Annotated in this window: 15 protein-coding genes and 1 riboswitch; of the genes, 8 read left to right on the top strand and 7 right to left on the bottom strand. The window is 39.5% G+C overall.

The genetic code is table 11. The annotated features are described in order from the left end of the window. Positions 1-496: 496 nt before the first annotated feature. The 4 genes from ACFVSW_RS12185 to ACFVSW_RS12170 form a co-directional block, all read right to left on the bottom strand. Positions 497-1,354 carry a peptidase MA family metallohydrolase gene (locus ACFVSW_RS12185; protein WP_387316189.1) on the bottom strand — a complete coding sequence of 286 codons (858 nt, stop codon included), beginning with the start codon at positions 1,352-1,354 and terminating at the stop codon, positions 497-499. A 144-nt stretch (positions 1,355-1,498) separates the two neighbouring features. Next, entirely contained in the window at positions 1,499-1,999 is a 501-nt protein-coding gene (locus tag ACFVSW_RS12180) for a DinB family protein (RefSeq protein WP_387316186.1), read from the bottom strand. Positions 2,000-2,132: 133 nt separating this feature from the next. Beyond that, positions 2,133-2,474 carry a DUF6054 family protein gene (locus ACFVSW_RS12175; protein WP_387316183.1) on the bottom strand — a complete coding sequence of 114 codons (342 nt, stop codon included), beginning with the start codon at positions 2,472-2,474 and terminating at the stop codon, positions 2,133-2,135. A gap of 49 nt (positions 2,475-2,523) precedes the next feature. Further along, entirely contained in the window at positions 2,524-2,976 is a 453-nt protein-coding gene (locus ACFVSW_RS12170; RefSeq protein ID WP_387316454.1) for an NUDIX hydrolase, read from the bottom strand. A 257-nt stretch (positions 2,977-3,233) separates the two neighbouring features. On the opposite strand from ACFVSW_RS12170, the gene ACFVSW_RS12165 reads away from it, so the two are divergent. The 4 genes from ACFVSW_RS12165 to ACFVSW_RS12150 all read left to right on the top strand — a co-directional run bounded on the left by ACFVSW_RS12165 (position 3,234) and on the right by ACFVSW_RS12150 (position 5,955). After that, on the top strand, positions 3,234-4,304 hold the full coding sequence (locus ACFVSW_RS12165; RefSeq protein ID WP_387316180.1) for a BMP family lipoprotein: 1,071 nt from the start codon (positions 3,234-3,236) through the stop codon (positions 4,302-4,304). 231 nt (positions 4,305-4,535) lie between these two features. After that, positions 4,536-4,982 (top strand): hypothetical protein, encoded by a 447-nt coding sequence (locus ACFVSW_RS12160; protein WP_387316178.1) that lies wholly within the window; start codon positions 4,536-4,538, stop codon positions 4,980-4,982. Positions 4,983-4,984: 2 nt separating this feature from the next. After that, positions 4,985-5,215 (top strand): helix-turn-helix transcriptional regulator, encoded by a 231-nt coding sequence (locus tag ACFVSW_RS12155; protein WP_387316175.1) that lies wholly within the window; start codon positions 4,985-4,987, stop codon positions 5,213-5,215. Positions 5,216-5,253: 38 nt separating this feature from the next. Then, positions 5,254-5,955 (top strand): DUF4386 domain-containing protein, encoded by a 702-nt coding sequence (locus ACFVSW_RS12150; RefSeq protein ID WP_387316172.1) that lies wholly within the window; start codon positions 5,254-5,256, stop codon positions 5,953-5,955. A gap of 347 nt (positions 5,956-6,302) precedes the next feature. Here the strand turns inward: ACFVSW_RS12150 and ACFVSW_RS12145 are convergent, their stop codons facing one another. From ACFVSW_RS12145 to ACFVSW_RS12135, 3 genes are all read right to left on the bottom strand, one after another. Further along, positions 6,303-11,861 carry a metallophosphoesterase gene (locus tag ACFVSW_RS12145; RefSeq protein WP_387316170.1) on the bottom strand — a complete coding sequence of 1,853 codons (5,559 nt, stop codon included), beginning with the start codon at positions 11,859-11,861 and terminating at the stop codon, positions 6,303-6,305. A 387-nt stretch (positions 11,862-12,248) separates the two neighbouring features. Next, positions 12,249-13,223: an adenosine deaminase gene (gene add, locus ACFVSW_RS12140; RefSeq protein ID WP_387316168.1), complete on the bottom strand. Its 975-nt coding sequence runs from the start codon at positions 13,221-13,223 to the stop codon at positions 12,249-12,251. A 174-nt stretch (positions 13,224-13,397) separates the two neighbouring features. Continuing rightward, a complete protein-coding gene (locus tag ACFVSW_RS12135; RefSeq protein ID WP_387316165.1) occupies positions 13,398-14,945 on the bottom strand; it encodes an RNA-guided endonuclease TnpB family protein in 1,548 nt (515 codons plus the stop codon). A 236-nt stretch (positions 14,946-15,181) separates the two neighbouring features. Continuing rightward, positions 15,182-15,281: riboswitch (purine riboswitch) on the bottom strand. Between the two features lie 129 nt (positions 15,282-15,410). On the opposite strand from ACFVSW_RS12135, the gene ACFVSW_RS12130 reads away from it, so the two are divergent. The 4 genes from ACFVSW_RS12130 to ACFVSW_RS12115 all read left to right on the top strand — a co-directional run bounded on the left by ACFVSW_RS12130 (position 15,411) and on the right by ACFVSW_RS12115 (position 19,887). Beyond that, entirely contained in the window at positions 15,411-16,589 is a 1,179-nt protein-coding gene (locus ACFVSW_RS12130) for an MFS transporter (protein ID WP_387316163.1), read from the top strand. Between the two features lie 252 nt (positions 16,590-16,841). Further along, positions 16,842-18,188: a UDP-glucose dehydrogenase family protein gene (locus ACFVSW_RS12125; protein WP_387316161.1), complete on the top strand. Its 1,347-nt coding sequence runs from the start codon at positions 16,842-16,844 to the stop codon at positions 18,186-18,188. Then, a complete protein-coding gene (locus ACFVSW_RS12120; RefSeq protein ID WP_387316158.1) occupies positions 18,185-18,715 on the top strand; it encodes a phosphatase PAP2 family protein in 531 nt (176 codons plus the stop codon). The genes ACFVSW_RS12125 and ACFVSW_RS12120 overlap by 4 nt, the downstream gene beginning before the upstream one ends. Before the next feature lie 23 nt (positions 18,716-18,738). After that, positions 18,739-19,887, top strand: coding sequence for a glycosyltransferase family 4 protein (locus ACFVSW_RS12115; RefSeq protein WP_387316155.1), 1,149 nt, complete (start codon positions 18,739-18,741; stop codon positions 19,885-19,887). Positions 19,888-19,910 lie beyond the last annotated feature (23 nt).

Below are 19,910 nucleotides of genomic sequence, written 5' to 3'. Positions count from 1 at the left end.
CTTATGAACCGTTGCGACTTGGTTTCCTTCGAAAAGGGCTTTATAAACCGCTCTTATGAACCGTTGCGACTTGGTTTCCTTCGAAAAGGGCTTTATAAACCGCTCTTATGAACCGTTGCGACTTGGTTTCCTTCGAAAAGGGCTTTATGAATCGCTCTTATGAACCGTTTTGACTTGGTTTCCTTCGAAAAGGGCTTTATGAACCGCTCTTATGAACCGTTGCGACTTGGTTTCCTTCGAAAAGGACTTTATGAACCGCTCTTATGAAGTGGTCACCAATAGCCTTTTTTTGCAACCATTTCCACCGTTTCAAGGGCATTCAGGGCACCAATATCCACTATTGGCGCCCGTTTTCTCCGTTCCCAAGATTCGGTTAGTTTCATTCTAATAAGGAGGCTATATCGTCAGTCCTGACCCTAGTACTTCAGTCAACAGGGACAGTCACTGTTCAACCTGAACACAATACCTATTCAATTTCTCTTTAACTTAAAATTATTTAAAAGTCTTTTACATGTCCTTCTAGAGTATTAATATTTATACCTGTTGCACTTTCCAATCCCGCTTCGAACACGCCTTTATACTTCGTTTCAATTAAAATTTTGTTTATTATTTCATTACCGTACTCATGGACTAAGAATTTAATGACAACATAGGACTGTAAATACACATTATAATCACTATTTATTCGATATTGATTCCATTGCTTATATGTAGTTAATTGTTTTAATGGAACAAATGGAGTATGTATATTTGATATTTTAATATCAATATCTAAATCGTCATAACCAACATACTCAGCTATTCCTTCTAGAAACCAATAAGGAAAATCTTCATAGGTTAATCCCAATCCATCAACTTTCTGCCAAAATACATCATGAGTATACTCGTGCATAAGAGTTTTTTTATAGTTCCATAGATCAATTTCGCCCTCTTTAATTTCAGGTACTATTCCTATCAATTTCCCACGTTCAGAATAAAATCCATTAGCATACTCCATTTTAGAAAGGGATTCAATTTCGTCCATATTTTTAAAAATAATTATCTCAGATGGCTGATTATCATTTATATCAAAAAGATTTTCATTTAATTGAATGGCACGTTCCAATGCACTTTTGGTTTCAGGTAATAATTCTAAATCTGATTTTAAATAAAATATCGTTAAATGTTTATATTTTATACTTTCCCTCTCTTTGGTTAATACTTGTTTTTTAGAATCAAAGAATTTATCGTTTTTATCTACTATAAAAGATGCTACATATTGAGCAATATTGTCTTTGTATTTTTTTACTGTGATACCGATGCATATACAAAAAATCAATAATAATATAAATATGTAGGATTTTTTTTTAGGCACATTTTAACCACTCTTTCTTAATTAACAACCATGTAATGCAACGAACAGTGTTATGGACCACCCACCATAGAAATAATAAATGATTCAAGATATCATTATAAAAAATTCTCCGCCACCATCGCTTTGGAATGAGGAGTGAAGTATCTATACCAAACTAATTTTATTTAAAAATTCCATAATTTGTTGTTTGTGATGTGTATCGTGTTCGCTAAATTCCTTGACAATATAGAGAAGAGAATACGGCTCTCCCGTATACGGACAATGTGATATCCCATTTGAAGGTAAAGGCAGAGTCAGCTTCTCTAGCGGCATTTTAAGAAGTTCGCTAACAAGAGATTCCCTTGTTTTTACCGCCTCTTCAATAAGCTGTACTTGGGATATCCCAGACTGAGCGTAATCAGAGGCAACTTTATTAAAGGTGTCGAATTCAGGAAACTCCATTCCCTCTCCCTTTTCCACCGATGGAAGAACTTGCAATAACAGGTGATGATCCCAGTTCATAATGTGCGAAATAATCTCACTTATAGACCATTTACCTTCAGAAATTGGCGCTCCCCATACCTTACCATCTAAATCTTTTAGTGTTTCCACCCAGGTTGCATAATCATTGAATAGGCCAATAATCATTTTACTTTCTTCATTCATACAATCTCTCCTCTTTGATATAACCCTTTTGCTCGATAATTTCCATTCCCCTTGTTTCTATATTTTAGAAGAAGGTGCCTGACCCCCGGTGTGTTAACGTATTAACGCAGCGGGGGCAATCTCCAGAACATACTTACTCCACTTTATACGGCTCTAAAGTATCGAGGACACTGTTAATAAAGCTATTCCCCGCTCCCCAATCAAACCTGAAGATAGCTCCAGAACCAGTGCCTGATGCTGCTGCATGCACTTTTGTGGCTCCTTCAAAGTTATCAATGGTGACCGTCATGGAACCACGATTGTTGGAACGAAAATAGAATTTTTCTAACACCAAGACAATGATTTCTCTATCCCCAATCGCTCGATGGTAACGATCAATTAATGTCCCTGAAATACTTCCATTTACAATGGCTTGTTCAACCTTATTGCTTGCCTCTTTAGGAGTTATCGACACGATAATCTCACTAACATCCACTATATTCTCCCCCTCAATATTTACTCGTGTTATGTAGATAGAACTTAGGTTATCTGAACATTTTAGGATATTGTTTAATCACCTTCTTGATTAAAGGGCTCGTCTCTTCCGGTAATTCTCTTATATCGAAGAATCCAGCATCAATCGATTCTACGCCATCAATTTTAATGGTGCTGTTTTTAATATCCTTTGAAAAATAAGCAATTGTAACTGGATAGAATTCATCTCCATTGGCCAGTTTTCTAAAATACTGCTTACCTGAAAATACATCTACCAGCTGAAGCTCGCCGATTTCGACTCCTGTTTCTTCAAAAACTTCCCTTCTTCCAGCTTCCTCAGCAGATTCTCCTAATTCTAACAGGCCCCCAGGAAGACCCCAGATGCCTTCAGGTCGTTTTTGCAATAAAATTTTCCCGTGTGAGTCGATTACCGCCACTACTGCACCGACTAAAATGAGCGGTCTAGTTCCGATTATTTCTCGTAATTCCTCAATATAGCCCAATTTGTTTCCTCCAAACTTTTTCAAAATAGAAGCATCCCTTTATTTATTCGAAAAATAATCATCAATCCCTTTGTTATTTATGAATTTTACTAATTAATAATCCTTAAGTTGGTAAATATAAACTTGATTGCATGGTTAACAAATTTGTTGACCTACGATTTAGTTAGAGATATAATTTAAACTTAAGTTTAAATTATAAACTTAAGTTTACAAAATGTTCTGATATACCAACTAACAATCATGGGAGGCACACGATCTTGAAAAAACGCAAAATTGGAATGGCGCTATCACTTGTTCTTGCAGCAGGTACACTATTAGGTGCTTGTGGAAAAAGTAATGACACAGCTAAAGACGGTGGCAAAGATAAAAACTTCACTGTAGCCATGGTTACTGATGTCGGTGGAGTTGATGATAAGTCATTTAACCAATCTTCATGGGAAGGGCTTATCAATTTCGGTAAAGCAAATGGTTTGAAAAAAGGTAACGAAGGCTATGATTACCTTCCATCCCAATCAGATGCCGATTATAGCACAAATCTAAATACTCTTGTCCGCCGAGGGTTTGACTTAGTATACGGGATCGGCTTCTTAATGCCGGATGCCGTTGCGGATGTCGCAAAACAACATAAAGATAACAAATTTGCGATTGTTGATGAAAAAGTAGACCAGCCAAACGTTGCAAGTATTCTTTTCAAAGAGCAGGAATCGGGATTCCTTGCGGGTGTAGCAGCTGCACTTACTACAAAATCTAACCACGTCGGATTTATTGGCGGGATGGATGTCCCTGTTATCCAACGATTTGAAGCTGGTTTTTTAGCTGGTGTTAAGGCTGCAAAGCCAGAAGTAAAGGTCGATGTTCAATTTGCAGGGGTGTTTGACAAGGCTGAGTATGGTCAGGCAATCGCTTCTAAAATGTATTCTTCCGGCGCAGACGTCGTCTTCCACGCTGCTGGTGCAACTGGTAACGGTCTATTTAAAGAAGCCAGTGACAGAAAGAAAAAAGATCCTAGTAAAGAAATATGGGCTATTGGTGTAGACCGTGACCAAGCTGACATGGGTCCAGATGTAGTTCTCACATCAGCACTCAAACGCGTTGATGTCGCTGTACAAGATCTTTCCCAGAAGACTAAAGACGGTAAATTCCCTGGCGGCGAAGTTGTCTTATATGGTTTACATGAAGATGGTGTTGGCTTAGCACCAATTAATGAAAAAGCTACAAACAAAGCCGAGATTGAAGCAGCAGTAAAAGAATGGACTGAAAAGATAAAATCAGGAGCTGTTAAAGTACCTGAATCACCAGCAGAAGCAAAAACATTTACTGGAAAATAATAGTACGAAAAAGGCGAACAGTGCCAGACACTGTTCGCTTTTTTAATGGGGTCAAAAACGAGGTTTAAAAAGCGGTGTCAGGCACCGCTCGTGAGGCACCGCTCGTGGACAAATGTCCACCCCACGTGGACAGTACGGTAAAAAAATACAAAATTAAGTGTAAACTTTTCTTAACATTATGTATACAATATATTACAAGATGTAAAATCAACTATACAGGAGGTGTAAAACATGACCTATCAAGAAAAGAAAAGTATCGTATCACTGATAAGCGCCATACTTATTTTCGTATCTTATTGCTTGTACATGTACCCTCAGTACCCTGAAGGAGGTCTGGAGTCAATTGAAACCTTTCGCTATTGGGGATCCTTCGTCCTCATCTTGACTCTAGTTTCCATAGTTGCGCACATCATTATCAGCATTATTTTTAACATTATCTTTAGAATTACGACGAGAGAAAAGGAACCCAGATTTGCGGATGAACTAGATAAATTGATTGAGTTGAAAGCGTTTCGAAATTCTTTTTTTGTGTTTATCCTCGGCTTTCTTATTGCAATGGGATCGCTGATCATTTATCAGCCGTTACAGGTGATGTTCATTATCCTGATCATCTCAGGATTCATTTCCGATGTTACCGGCTCTATTACAAAATTTTATCACTATCGGAGAGGAGTGTAAGAGTGGGCAAAAATCTTGTCGGCAATCATATCCGAAAATTACGATTCAACCATGATGAAATGACCCAGCAGCAGTTGGCTGACAAGGCGGGAGTAACAAGACAAACGATTGTGGCTCTTGAAAAGGGAAACTACTCCCCATCTCTAGAACTAGCTTTTCGAATTGCTCATGCCTTTAACTTGCCTTTGGAAGAGGTATTCTTTTATGGGGACAACACCGAGTCTAAGAAGTAGCTTTACCGTTTATGAATTTATTAAAAGGTGGAGATAAAATGAATTCAAACAAAAAAGCGGCAAAAATTGTGGGAGTACTATTTATACTTGCATCCGTAACGGCAATAATAGGTCTAATTTTATACGATCCCATCCTAAATGGTCCCGATTACCTGATTAAAGGTAGCGAACATGCCAGCCAAGTGATTCTGGGAGCGCTTATGGAGTTAATTCTTGTTGTTTCAGTGGTTGGTACGGCAACGACCATGTTTCCAATTTTACGAAAGTATAATGAAACGATTGCTCTTTGGCATGTTTGCTTCAGATTTCTTGAAGCAGTTATTATTACGGTTGGTGTAATCAGTGTGCTGTCCCTGTTGACCTTAAGCCGGGAATTCGTAGCAGCAGGAGCCCCGGATAGCACCTCTTTTCAAGCCTCAGGTACATTATTAAAAGCAATACATGACTGGACCTTTCTGCTTGGACCTCTTTTCATGCTGGGTATCAATACAATGATGTACAGTTATATATTTTATAAATCCAAGCTCGTACCAAGGTTTATCTCCATCTTAGGTATGACAGGGGCAACCTGTGTTTTTATTTGTGCCTTGTTAGTCATGTTCGGTGTCATTCAGCAAATTTCTGTTTGGGGTGGTATTTTGGCCCTGCCTGTAGCAGCTAATGAAATGATTTTAGCAGTATGGCTCATCGTTAAAGGATTCAATGAATCTGCAATAGATTCCCTGTCTGCAAAAATGTAAACGTTGAGATATTTCCAGAATTTTAAATATCAATTATTTATGAGATTTAATCGAAGATTCTCCGTTCGAATCAATAAAAAAATAGAGCTGACTGGATATTGGTCAACTCTATTTTTTATTTTAGGCTGTGTTAAAGCACAATGTTGATTGGAGTGGAAGGCGCGAGACTCCTGCGGGAGCAGCGGGACAGGTGAGACCCCGCAGGCGCTTTAGCGCCGAGGAGGCTCACCGCCCGCCCCGCGGAAAGCGAAGCGCCTGGAACGGAAATCAACATTCACTTTTAACACAGTCTTATTTAAAAAAACAACATTGTTATTTGAACCCAGCACTAGAATTCAATCATAAAGCTATTTTATCCAAGCACCATTTGACCCAAGCTTATATCCTTGAATAGTTGTGTTTGCTGCCATTTGCCCGCTCGCATACAAGTAGTACCATTTTGTTCCTGCCAGTACCCAGCCGGTTTTCATCGCACCACTGTTATCCAAGTAATACCATTTCTCTCCATTTAACAACCAACCGGTCTTCATTGCACCATTGCTTTCTAAGTAATACCAAGTGGATCCAAGTTTTACCCAGCCTATTTTCATCGCACCACTTGAATCAAGGTAATACCATTTGCCAGCGTCTAATAACCAGCCGGTTTTCATTGCACCATTCTTTTCTAAGTTATACCAAGTCGAACCAAGTTTTACCCAGCCTATTTTCATCGCACCACTTGAATCAAGGTAATACCATTTGCCAGCGTCTAATAACCAGCCTGTCTTCATTGGACCATTATTTTCTAAGTAATACCAAGTGGAACCAAGTTTTACCCAGCCTATTTTCATCGCACCACTTGAATCAAGGTAATACCATTTGCCAGCGTCTAATAACCAGCCTGTCTTCATCTCGCCATTCTGTTGCAGGTAATACCATTTGTTCTTATCTAATAGCCAGCCAGTTTTCATCATCCCTGTTTGAGGATCATAATAATACCACTTGCCAGCTTTAGAAACCCAGCCTTTTTCGCTATCTTCACTGCTTGGTATGTTTTCATACTCAGCTTTTAATGTAACCTTATTTGCAGGCATCGTAAATGTAAATTGATCTGCCGTATAACTTTCATTTTCAAGACCTGCCGCAGTCCATTTTACAAACCTTTGTCCGCTCGGAACAACAGCCTTCACAGTAACTTGCGAGTTCTTTTTAATCTCAGCAGGACTGTTTACCTCATTTCCGTCTACCGTAATGATTCCCCCATCCACAGTCAAAGAAGAGACAATACCATCTTCTACAATCAAAGGTATGGAGTATTCAGAGGAGTTCAAGTCTGCAAAGGTTATAACAAGGTCATATGTCCCTGCAACTAAATCGTCGTATCCAGGTAACTTGATGATGTCATCCCAACAAATCTCGAGCAGATTCTCGGGTTGACCATTGCCTGTGCTTGGGAACCAATATCCGCCTTGGGCATCAAGAACTAGTTTATTATCCTTCATAATCTTGACGCTTTTGACCGCTTTTCGATAGTTCTCTGGTTGAATTCCCAGAGCTCCTTCTCCAAAGTCTACCGTTACCCCAATATGTTTTTCAACTGCCCTGTTGTAATAGGCGCTTGTTGAAACAAGGCTTGGAGCAACACCAGAAACGGAATCCGAAAGCTTGAAAGTGACGTCAATATTGTGTACTTCCCTAACATTTTCAAAGGTATACTCGCCTGCCGCAGCCGCTTCAGGATTTTTTTCTCCGTCTATTTTCACGGTGTCAATTTCATAATATTTATTTGGTGTGAAGATAAACTTTTGACTCTGTCCACGCTCGACTAACACATTTCCTTCAGGAGAAATCGTCCCTCCCGGACCTGCCGATGTGATAATCGTGACTAAGTTATCTTCAGTTCCATCTCCACCAACATCAATCACTCTAGGTACAGGAACGTTATTCGTTGCATCCCAATCCCAAACATTCTTAAAGTCCCATCCCAAAGCCTCGAATGTTGCTTTTTGTGTAAAATCAGATGCCGTCTTTCCGGTAAATGCAGGAACGATTCCTGATGGCAGTCCACTTGTACTTAACTTTTCACTATTATAGTAGTTCATTTGGTCTTTCTCGATAATCGGTCTGCTGCCAGACCAGTAGCCTGCTATTTTTCCAGGAGTAACCCCATTTACTTCATTGGCCACAACATTGCCATTTAAAGTTTGGAGTAGAGCGCCTGAAGATCCCCCCATATCACCAACAAAGGCACCGGAATAATCATTTCCACCTGTGACTGTACCCGCCATATAGTTATTAAGGATAACATTTCCGGTTTTTTCATCTTTGATGGTCAGCGGTGAACCTGAAGCATTATAGTTTGTGCTTCCAATCAAGCCTCCAACTGTATTTCCATGAATATCTGCATCAACCTTAGAATTTTGCAAAGTCCCAGCATGGAGTGTACCTACAATTCCCCCTATATTGCTGCCGCCAGTTACTTTTCCATCCACATAGACGTTTTCAATCGTGCCTGTAGAAGCCCCTGCAATGGCGCCTGTGCTATTGTTTCCGGTAATATCAGCATTCACCAATTTAAGATTTGCTACTTTGCCACCTGTGCCTATATAAGCAAAGAAACCTGCGTTATTGTTGTTACTCTCGATTTTCAGATTGCTTATGGTATAACCATTACCGTTAAATGTACCTAAAAACGGTGTTGGAGTGGTGCCTCCTCCGATTGCAGAAAATGGCACATTACTCATATCAATATCTGCAGTTAACACGTATTTACCGTCAATCGGATAGGCGGATGTGCCAAACCCTTTTGACAATGCATCTAATTCATTTGCTGTTCCAATTTTTAGCGTAACTGTGCCACTGCCAGCAAGTGGTGTGACTTTAGCGGTGGCAGCACTTGTTGCTTCTCCGTTATAAAAACCTGTTCCGGTGGCAACGCTGCGCAAATATAAACCTACATCCTCCGCTTTGATGATATATTGTGATGATGTTTCTCCTTCAATAGTTGTCCACGTCTTGCCATCGTTTGAGCTTTCCCATCTGAAAGAAGCGGTAGCGCTTGATGGAGTAACGGCTGCATTCAGTGTTTGTCCTTCTTTCGCAATCCCTGTAACGGCTACATCTGTAATGGTCAATTCGTTAACATCTTCTGGGACTGACGGATAATTCCATGATGCTAACTTATGGGTACGTGGTTTGTTTGTAACCAGTGCGTTGTCATCCCCTGTGACCAAGTTCCCTTCTTTATCGTATCCTCTGCTTGTTACTCTGATTTCGTTTGGTGAAATCGAAATATTCGAAAATCCTAGACCAATTGGCCTAACATCTACATAAGCTACTTTTTCGGGGTCCCTTTTGTTACTTTCGAAATATGGTCCGCGTCTGTCGTTATTTCCAGAATAGCTGGTAATATAGGTTGTTCCGTCACCGTACGTCTGCGGTTCAATGTTTGCGCCATTTGCATATAGCTTTGTACGGACATAGAGATGATCGTGTCCCGCAAGCACTACATCAACTCCAGCTTCATCAAAAGCGGTTGTCCAGGATGCCACAGGGTTTGCCATACGATATCCGAAAAGAGATTTGTGGATAACAGCAACACGCCACTTTGTAGGGTTTTGTTTAACTACGGACTTCATCCAGTCCTGCTGAGCCTTTATTTGCTCTTTGCTGCTTTGATCCTGATAATCCATCATCATGAAAAGTGTATCACCATAAACATAATAGTAGTTGCTTGACTCAAACTGTTTTTTGTCCATTCCCGCTACCATTCTTTCAGTACCGTTACCGCCGCCATAAAATGACGCGCCGTTTTTAGGCGGATTGTAGCGTCCAAAAAGGTTTTGCAATGTTGGGTCCACCGAGTCCCAGCTGCTGTTCGGCGCCCAGCTATTACCTGCACCATCGAACTCATGATTTCCAGTTCCTAGATACAATGGTACACGGGCAAACTTATCGGCATTTGCCTCAAAAAAAGTATCCCATTGATTGGTATCGAATGCATAAGAAACCTGATCACCCGAGCTCAGAATAAATGCAGCATTCGGGAAATCAGTAAATGCTTGTTTAAGAGCTTTGTCATTGTGACTAGAGTCAGGTGCTGCATGTACGTCAGTAACCCAGTTAAAGTTAAATGTATCAAGATTGCTTACAGGTGTTTTAAAACTAGCTGGTGATTTTACGCTGGTGACATTCTTCGCACCGTCACCAACTGCATATACATATTCCGTACCAGGTTCAAGTACGGCTGTTTCCGCTTTATGACTTTGTATTGGCTCAACAGAGTACTCAGTCCCAGCACCTTTATAGTTCGCTTCTGAAATGGCATCCGAAAGATCGACCGTGTTATTTGTTCCTACAACAACATTTGTAAACTTTCCGCCATTGCTCTTAAAATCTGATTTTTTAGCATAATAGAGTTGCGTTGTTTTTGTTGCTACTGGTGTTACCCAGTTAAAGCGTGCGATATACTTGCCTTCCTCTTGTTTAAATGAATCATACAAGAAGGTTACAGAGGTTGGTTCCGTCCCGCCGCCTGTCGGCTGGGTAATCTTATCCTCTGATTTTGTAATCGTGAAGTTATCGATGACTCGGAAAGGATTCTCAGAGCCTGTTGCTTTATAGAACGCTTTATAGGTTATCGCATTGCTCGTAACCTCTACCTTGCTGTACACACCTGGTGCATAAATTTTACCGCCGCCTGTACCTGTTTTATCAATGCGAAGGTCATAAAAATAATCATTCCAAGACGTGTCACGGTTGTCGAGGCTGTAACCGTAGTTATAAACCGATCCCCCTATTACATAAGTAGGTGCTTCGCCGAATTTTGCCTTTTCAATGCTTCCTGTGCCTGCTGCAATAGAGGTTGTCTTTAAAGTGGTCCTGGCATAAGCATGTTCATGTCCATGGAATACCAAATCGATGCCTGCATCGGTCAGCTTTTTACCAGTTACATTGTCGATATTATAGTGACTTGCACCTGGATCGTAGGGTGGAACATGAAAATATACTATTTTCCATGCCTTGGAGGTATTCGCGCTTTCTTCCTCTAAAAACTTCCATTGGATATCTTTGTCAGTGGAAGAAGCATATGAATTAAGAGAAATAAACAAGGCATCTCCATATTCAAAGGAATAGACCGTCCCATCAGCAACTGAAGACAACCCGTCTGGTTTATGTAAAGACGTATGGTTAAATCTTGCTTTATACTGCACAAAATCTCTGTCATAGGATGCACCGTCATGATTACCTGGAGTTGCCATGATTGGCAGCGTATCTAAAAGGTTTTGAGCTGCATCAAAGAATAACTGCCATTGGTCTGAAACATGCCCATCCTCTACCACATCACCCATATGAAGAAGAAACGCAGCATCTGGTTCATTCTCCTTAATATGGTCATATAACTTGTTAGTGTTATCAAACGAACTAACAGATGTTCCCTGTGTATCCGGAGTGATTACAAAAGAAAACGGCTTGTTTCCAGCAGGATCCGCAGGTGCGGTAAAACTAGCAATAGCGCTATATCCGTCGCTGGCGTTGCCAACTTTATAATAATATTTTGATTCAGGAGTAAGATTCTGAATCACAACATTAAAGGAATTGATAGCTTTAAAGTCAGTCCGCCTATTCTCTGGAAAAATATCTGTGGCAACTGGAGTAGTCTTTGTGGCGCTTTTTTTCACACCATCACCCAGGTCAGATGATGTACCATAAATAATTTCTGACGTGTTAACCGTCGGATCAGTTACCCAATTAAAACTCATCGCTGTTTTACCTGCTTCTGCTCCTCCGCCTATACTCATGGCAATTTGTGACGGAATTCCCGCAGGTGCTGCTGCCGATGCTGGCCTAGGCGTTACCAGTCCAGCAACAGCTATAAGCACTGCTAAAAGTACTGAAATTAGTTTTGATAGTTTTTTCCTGGTCACTTCTATTAAACTCCTCTCATTTTAGGCATTGATTTTTTCTGGTACACTACTAAACTCCTTTCATTAAAAGATACAACTTATATTATCTCTACAGAATGTTAATTTTGATGGATATATATATTAATAATAGGTAAATATTGTCGCATTTGAGTTTTTTCTGGAAAGTAAGATTCCAATGCTAAGGGTTATAAAAAAACTCGCCGATTGGCGAACCGTTAAGCGAAGACAAAGGCGAGGACAGAAGCGTATTAGCACTGATGCCTGATAAGAAAGTAATACTTTCTTATCGGCTGGAAAAACCAGGTGCCTGACACCCAGCGCGTTAATACGTTCACGCAACGGGGGTCAGGCACCTTTTCCGGTCCTATTTTTATTAATCAAACTTCATTATATATATTTCCTTAACATTTCCTTTGTCGCAGTATCTGCAAAGCTTGCTTCCACACTAGTAAGATAAATTTGCTGATAATCCGCTTCACTTATCTGAAATTCATTAAATACGATAGTGCATTCCTTCGCCATTGTGGTATCTGATACTGTCCTGTTGTCGGTATTAATGGTTACTTTTATGCCATCCTGATGAAAATGATAGATTGGATGTTCGCTAAAATGGTTAACTGCTTTGGTTTGAACATTACTTGTCGGACACATTTCAAGCACAATCTGTTTTTCCTTCACGATGTCATACGCCGCGGCGCAATCCTTAATAAATACGCCATGGCCAATCCTTTCAGCACCTAATAGTTCGACAGCCTCGAGGACATTTTTCCCAATTCCTGTTTCACCTGCGTGGATTGTGACCCGGTAGCCAAATTCTCTCGCTAGAGCAATCGGTTCAACGAATTTGCCGCAGAACCCTTCCTCCTCCGATGCACACAGGTCAATTGCCACAACCCCTTTTCCAAGGAACGCCTTCCCTTTTTCAACGACTTCAAAAGCGCTATCAACTGACATGGTTCTCATGCATGACAGAATGATATTTCCTTTTATATCGAATTGCGCTTCCGCGTCCTTCATTCCATCCAAGACACTTTGGATGATTTCCTCGACAGTTAACCCCTTGGCCGTGTGAAGCAGCGGAGCAAATCTAACCTCCATATATTTTACATTTTCCTGTGCTGCATCTTCAAAAAGCTCAAAGGTAATTCTTCTTAGGCTCTCAATGGATTGCATAACCAAATTTGGGATGGCAAATCGTTTTAAATAATCGTCAAGACATTCGCAATCCAAAGGGGCAACAAGCTCGCTTTGAATCTCTTCCTTCACCATTGCAGGCAGGCGAATGCCTTCCTTTTTTGCTATATCAATTATCGTTTCAGCCCTAAGACTTCCGTCTAAATGGCACTGACACTCTGCACGCATAAATGCGGCAGGTTCTCTTGTCCAAGCTTCTTCTTATCTCTCCCTAGCGCTATTCAGAGGAATACCTAGGTACAACAATAAGACACTCACTTAGTTCAGAAAAGCTTTATCGAACAAACAACCCAGGGCTGTTTAACGTTCGGTAGGTAGGTCACACCTTGATAATTTAGTTGTTTAACTTTTAATTCCCATACTAGAAATGGAAGGTTTCATTAGTTTCAAACGTTGTATTTCTAAATCATGTTTCACAATAAAATTCGTAAATGTATGATCACACAAGGTTTTATCAATTTTATCTAGGCTCTCGCCAATATTTTTAATTAAAAAAGCAGAATATAAATCTCGCTGCACAGTAAAATCACCTACTTGACGCCATCGTTGGTGAAGTTTTTTCTTTTCGTATGCCTCCGATTCGTGGTTGTATTGACTAGCTTTTGCTGTCCAGGTGTTAATTTTATTAAATTTAGCATTTAAATATTTACACTTATATTCCAAAATGGAAACAAATAACGCTGGAGCTTTGTTGGCAATGGACTTTCCAAATCTCTTCTTTCGTTGGAACTTACCGGTCTTTTCAATGATTTTGGTTTCTTTCGCTCGTTTTTGGAGTCCTTGGTAGTGCATCGTTTCAACAAAGAATTCATCACCAGTACGTAGGACGACATTTGCTAATCGGCAATGGGATTGTTTTCGTTTTGCGGCATGTTTTCGCTGGATATCTTTTAGTTTATTTCGTAATTTAATGTAGTTAGTAGAAAATGACCATTTATCCTTATTTCCAACTTTTAAGGTTCCGTCAGGATTAAATTTTTTGGGATTAGTGGTGCGTTTAGAACGGTCCATCTTTCGTAAAATTAGTCGTTTTTCTCTTTCAAGGGTTTCTACATTTGGAGCAAGTTCCCGTAATAATGCTAAATGGTCAGAAACTATTGCCATTGTTTGTGTACCAGGGTCGATTCCAGTTCTACCTTTACCTAAACGAACTTTGAATAAACCGGTATTCTTATCCCGTTTTGAGGGTGGGATACCTTTCATAATCAATTGAACGAAATATCGCATTTTTCCACGAATCATTTTTCGTATAATACGACAGTATTTAATATTTTCTATGTTTAACAATGCTTCCTTTGCATAGATGTCCATTTCTTTAACTTTAACCGGAACAATCGTTCCAATTACATTTACTAAATATTGACCCTTCACTTCACGAAAGGTAATTCCTGATTTATTCGTTTTACCTTCAATAGAAGTCATAGTTCCGTATTTTTTGAAATATACGTTTTTCGCAGTTCCATAGCGTTTCTTTTCAAACGCTTTCCAAGCACGACTTGCTATCTTTTGGGCTGTATTAATATCTAATACTCCTTCGAAATGACGTTTCATTGGAGCTACAAAATCATGAATGGCATACTCATTTAATCCAAATTGACGCTCTATTTCCTTTTGTTCGTTATATAACGAACGAAGCTCTTTTTCCAGAATCATTATCTCTTTTTTTTCTTTAGACTTTTGAATTTTATTTTTGACAGCCTTTATACTCCGTACGTTTTTACAGTAGTGTTTGTTATCTTGTACCAACCGGTCCCGTTTTAAAATTTCTCCTAAACAAGCGTTTTGAATTTTTCGGGAAACTTCAAAGACTTTATCAAAACGGAACATATCAAAATGAGTTGAATTCATAGGAAGTGTTAATACAAAACTAGAATCTTCTCTCTTAGACATTTCTTAACACCCCAAACACTCGTTCTACTTTTAATATACCAAAATATTCTTAAAAAAGCTATTAAACTCCCCTCAAAAAATAAAAAAACCGAATTCCTCCCCATACTTAATAAGTAGGGGCTTCATTCGTTTTCATAGGGTGGAGTTCTATTTTAGGTAATGTAGAAAAATTCATTGTTGTGTGTCCTCCTCATCAACTTTTCGATAAAAAAAATTCCTGATTACGAAGAAAGTACAAGTACATGCACCTTCTTCGTAATCAGGAATTATTGGTTCCTGGTAGAGACCTCCAAACCATATCTTTGGAGTTATACGAAGTTTTTTATTTTCTTTAAAGGATAATAAAATATACTTTTATTGTCAAGTAGGCGGGAAAACTGTAAATTCCTTTTAATTGTTTAAGGATTTAAATAGAGCTATAATTTTTATTTAGGAATACGAAATAAATAAGAAAGTGAGATTTTTATGAAATCCTCAAAAAAATTAGCATTATATATATTAATGTTTAATATGTTTATCACCTTTAGTGCAGTTGGACTCATCGTCCCCGTTATGCCAGCCTATTTGAAAACCTTTGGAGCAGCGGGACAGGCATTAGGCTTTATTATTGCGGTAATCGCCTTTGCCCAATTTATTTTCTCACCTGTTGCTGGGAATTTATCCGATCGCCACGGCCGAAAAAATTTAATCATTTTCGGTCTTTTCGTGAATGGTCTTTCCCAAATCAGCTTCGGACTTTCTACAGACCTATGGATGCTTTTTGTTTGCAGATTCTTTACTGGTATCGGTTCAGCCTTTATCGTGCCTCCAGTTATGGCCTATGTGGCGGATCTTACAACAAAAGAAGAACGCGGGAAAGCGATGGGCTGGATTGGTGCGGCGATTTCATTAGGCTTTATGATTGGGCCTGGGATTGGTGGATTTCTATCCAATGTCAGTCTCCACTTTCCGTTCTATTTTGGAGGCTCCGCAACCATCATTGCTGGAATTCTATCTATCATAATCCTTCCATCCGTCAAACCTGTTATGAAAGAGCAGGTTAAGGGAGAAAATTTATTCCAACAAATGGCCCGCTCCTTCAAAACAAGCTACTTTGTTTTATTAATCGTTGTGTTTGTATTCTCCTTCGGGATTGCTAACTTCCAATCAACATTAACGATGTTTTTAACGTATAAATTTAATTACACCCCAAATGACCTTGCCATTGTCATGACCGTTGGCGGCTTTGCCGGAGTCATCGTTCAAGCCTTTGTACTAAATAAGCTTTTTACTGTGTTCGGTGAAATGAAAATCATTCTATTTGGTTTACTTGTTGCAGCGATTAGTCTATACGGCATGTTATATGTCAGCGGCTTTTTCATCATTCTATTGGTCGCCACCCTATTCTCGACTGCCACTACTTTAATACGCCCTGCTGTTAATACCTTAATTTCAAAAACAGCCGGCGAGGAACAAGGTTATGCAGCCGGTATGAATAATTCTTACATGAGTTTAGGTAACATGATTGGACCAGCATTAGCCGGTACCTTATTTGACTGGCATATGAATCTTCCTTTTACAGTAGGCGCAATTATATTACTTTGCTGCTCCATTCTCACCTTTGTTTGGACAAAGAAGAAAAGGAAACATAGGGAAGTACTTTAACTTTCTAGAAGGTGCCTGACCCCCTGCAAATTAATGTGTTAACGCTTCGGGTGTCAGGCACCTAAATAGAACTTAGAACTTTAGACTATTGCCTCCAATGTATACCCCGTTTTTTTTAGACTTTCCCACTAACTCCCTTTTATAGGATTTTTTTGAACCTTAATGAAGTCTTTACACTCTTTTTACACTAGGTTTAAAAAGGCTCCTTATTTCTCTAATACAATAGAAGTAACTTACGATTGGAGGGGTTTGATGAAGATTACCATTGCTGGAGCAGGATACGTAGGATTGGTTACTAGTGCTTGTTTAGCAGAATTAGGACATCAAGTCACTTGTATAGACATACAAAGAGATAAAATTGACATGCTTCAAAACGGTCGTTCTCCCATTTATGAGCCTGGGCTTGAGTCACTTTTAGTCAAAAATCTTCGGAACGGAAACCTGGATTTTACAGTTGATGCTCATCACGCCTATTCCAATGCGGATATCATTTTTATTGCCGTCGGGACACCCGAAACTCACGGCGGATCAATAGATTTAAAATACATCCATGTGGTTTCCCATACAATTGCTCACTATATCGAAAATGATGTGATTGTTTGTACAAAAAGCACGGTACCAATAGGAACAAATGACTTAATTAAACAAATTATCCACAGTCGAAAGCCTCCTATGCTTCATGCAGAAGTAGTCGCCAATCCCGAGTTTCTTCGGGAAGGCTCTGCAGTCTTTGATTTCTTCCATGGAGATCGAATCGTAATTGGCACCGATAATCCTGAAGCTGCATCGATAATGGAACAACTTTATCTGCCATTAAAAATTCCGATCATAACCACGGATATCAAAAGTGCGGAAATGATTAAATACGCTTCCAACGCCTTTTTAGCAACTAAAATTAGCTTTATTAATGAAATTGCAAATCTATGCGAAAAAGTGGGAGCCAATATAGAAGAAGTTGCTTTAGGGATTGGTCATGATAAACGGATTGGTCATGATTTTCTTAAAGCCGGGATCGGATTTGGCGGTTCTTGTTTTCCTAAAGATACAAAAGCACTTGTTGAGCTTGCTGGAAGTGTTGAGCACCATTTCGAATTGTTGGAGGCTGTCATGAAAGTAAATAACCGTCAACAATCTGTGCCAGTTTTGAAGGCAAAAGAAACAATAGGATCGTTACAAGATAAAAAAGTAACTTTGCTCGGCTTAGCATTTAAGCCGGATACAGATGACGTTCGGGAATCAGCCTCTTTAAAGATTATTAATGAGCTGCTCAAGGAAGGGGCAGTTGTCAGAGCTTATGATCCGATTGCTATCCCAAATGCTAAGCGAGTATTAGGAGATACGATTGAATACGCATACGACATTCGATTTGCACTTCACGAAGCCGAACTGGCGATTATCGCAACAGATTGGGAGCAAATCAAACATGTCCCGCTGGAGGTATATTGTACCCATATGAAAGACCCGATTGTTATTGATGGACGAAATTGCTATTCACTCAAGGAGATTCAAAAGTATCCAATTACCTATTTCTCAATAGGAAGGCCTTATGTTTTTAAAGATAGACCGAATGATTCATTTGTAAAGGAGAGCGGAGAATGATCAGAATGCTCCATGTATTTTACAGCTTAGAATGCCAGCTATTTCAAAAGGTAAATCGCCATTTTGATAGAAAGCCTTTAAATCTCTTTTTCCGCTCGGTCACACACTTAGGCGGAGCAGACATTACCATTGCCGCCACTTTTCTTCTCATTTTTTTATCATCAGGAGAGGCTAGATTGACTGCTTTCGCCAGCGCACTCGCTTTATCAGTAAGTCATATACCGGTCCATATTGTGAAGCAGCTGTTTCCCCGAAAAAGGCCTTATTTGATGATAGAAAAAACAAAGACTCATAAGAATCCATTACAAGATCATTCGTTCCCTTCGGGTCATACAACGGCGATATTTTCCATTGTGACCCCATATTTCTTATCAATACCGCAACTTTCTTTTATGCTTATTCCACTAGGGATCTGTGTAGGTATATCTCGAATATACTTAGGTCTTCACTATCCTTCAGATGTCATTGCTGGAGGAATCCTTGGTACAGTTACTGGGAGTTTATGCTTTTGCTTATTATGTAATTAAGAGATTCAGTGAGGAGGGATTGTATGAAGATTGCCATTTTCACAGATACCTTTTATCCAGACATCAACGGAGTGGCCCGAACACTTAAACAATTGACCAATTATTTTGATGAGCAAAACATTGCCTATAAAATCTTTGCACCAGATTCTTATGCGAATTCGAATGAGTATGTTTCCAGCCATATTCATCGTTTTAAAAGTCTCCCCTTTTGCATATACCCGGAATGTCATTTGGCTTTTCCAAATCTTCCCGATATCAAATCAGTATTACAAGATTTTTCTCCGGATTTAATCCATGTAGCCACCCCATTTAACAGTGGCCTTTGCGGTATTTATTTTGCTAAAAAGTTAAACATTCCACTCGTTGGATCGTATCATACTAATTTCGATCATTATTTACAATTCTATGACCTTCCATTTCTTTCGAAAATCGTTTGGAAATACATGCATTGGTTTCATCGTCCGTGTAAAAAACTATTCGTTCCCTCCATCGAGACCTTTCAACAGCTAAAGCAGCATGGATTTACAAATCTAGAGCTTTGGCCTAGAGGCGTAGATTGTCAGCTTTTTCACCCTAATTATGATCAAAAAGCTGTCCAGAGACTTTATTGCGCTCAGAGAAATTTCATATTGACTTATGTTGGCAGGTTAGCACCGGAAAAAGATATAGAAACACTCCTTGCAGTCGCAAAATCGATGCCTGAACCACTAAATGAAAAAATACAGTGGTTAATTATTGGGGATGGCCCGTTACGCGACAAGTTGGAAGCCCAAGCCCCAGAAAACATAACATTTACTGGTTACCTAAATGGAAAATGCTTAGCCGAAATCTATTCAGCATCCGACCTTTTTGTTTTTCCCTCTCCAACTGAAACGTTTGGAAATGTTGCGCTTGAAGCCCTTGCCAGTGGTACTCCCGTAATTGGAGCAAATTCTGGTGGGGTAAAGAATATTATTAAATCGGGGATAACGGGACTTTTATGCACCCCGGGTAATGTACAGGAATTTACAGCAGCCATTATTCAACTCTTAAACAATCCTCCACTAAGAAAGCAAATGGCCATAGCCGGAAGGAATTACGCACTTTCACAAAGATGGGACCGGATTTTCGAAAATCTAATTTGGCAATACACTAAGGTTATAGAGGAACGAAAAGAACAGAAATATGCTTGAGAAAAGTTGGCAGGATTTAAAAA

This window comes from Neobacillus sp. NPDC058068, from assembly GCF_042885335.1.
GTDB lineage: Bacteria > Bacillota > Bacilli > Bacillales > Cytobacillaceae > Neobacillus.
This window is presented reverse-complemented; position numbering and strand designations above follow the sequence as displayed.

Bases quoted from the DNA above. Each gene is read 5' to 3' on its own strand.
- ACFVSW_RS12135 (WP_387316165.1), bottom strand. From the start codon at position 14,945: ATGTCTAAGAGAGAAGATTCTAGTTTTGTATTAACACTTCCTATGAAT.
- ACFVSW_RS12130 (WP_387316163.1), top strand. From the start codon at position 15,411: ATGAAATCCTCAAAAAAATTAGCATTATATATATTAATGTTTAATATG.
- ACFVSW_RS12120 (WP_387316158.1), top strand. From the start codon at position 18,185: ATGATCAGAATGCTCCATGTATTTTACAGCTTAGAATGCCAGCTATTT.
- ACFVSW_RS12160 (WP_387316178.1), top strand. From the start codon at position 4,536: ATGACCTATCAAGAAAAGAAAAGTATCGTATCACTGATAAGCGCCATA.
- ACFVSW_RS12150 (WP_387316172.1), top strand. From the start codon at position 5,254: ATGAATTCAAACAAAAAAGCGGCAAAAATTGTGGGAGTACTATTTATA.
- ACFVSW_RS12125 (WP_387316161.1), top strand. From the start codon at position 16,842: ATGAAGATTACCATTGCTGGAGCAGGATACGTAGGATTGGTTACTAGT.
- ACFVSW_RS12115 (WP_387316155.1), top strand. From the start codon at position 18,739: ATGAAGATTGCCATTTTCACAGATACCTTTTATCCAGACATCAACGGA.
- add (WP_387316168.1), bottom strand. From the start codon at position 13,223: ATGCGTGCAGAGTGTCAGTGCCATTTAGACGGAAGTCTTAGGGCTGAA.
- ACFVSW_RS12180 (WP_387316186.1), bottom strand. From the start codon at position 1,999: ATGAATGAAGAAAGTAAAATGATTATTGGCCTATTCAATGATTATGCA.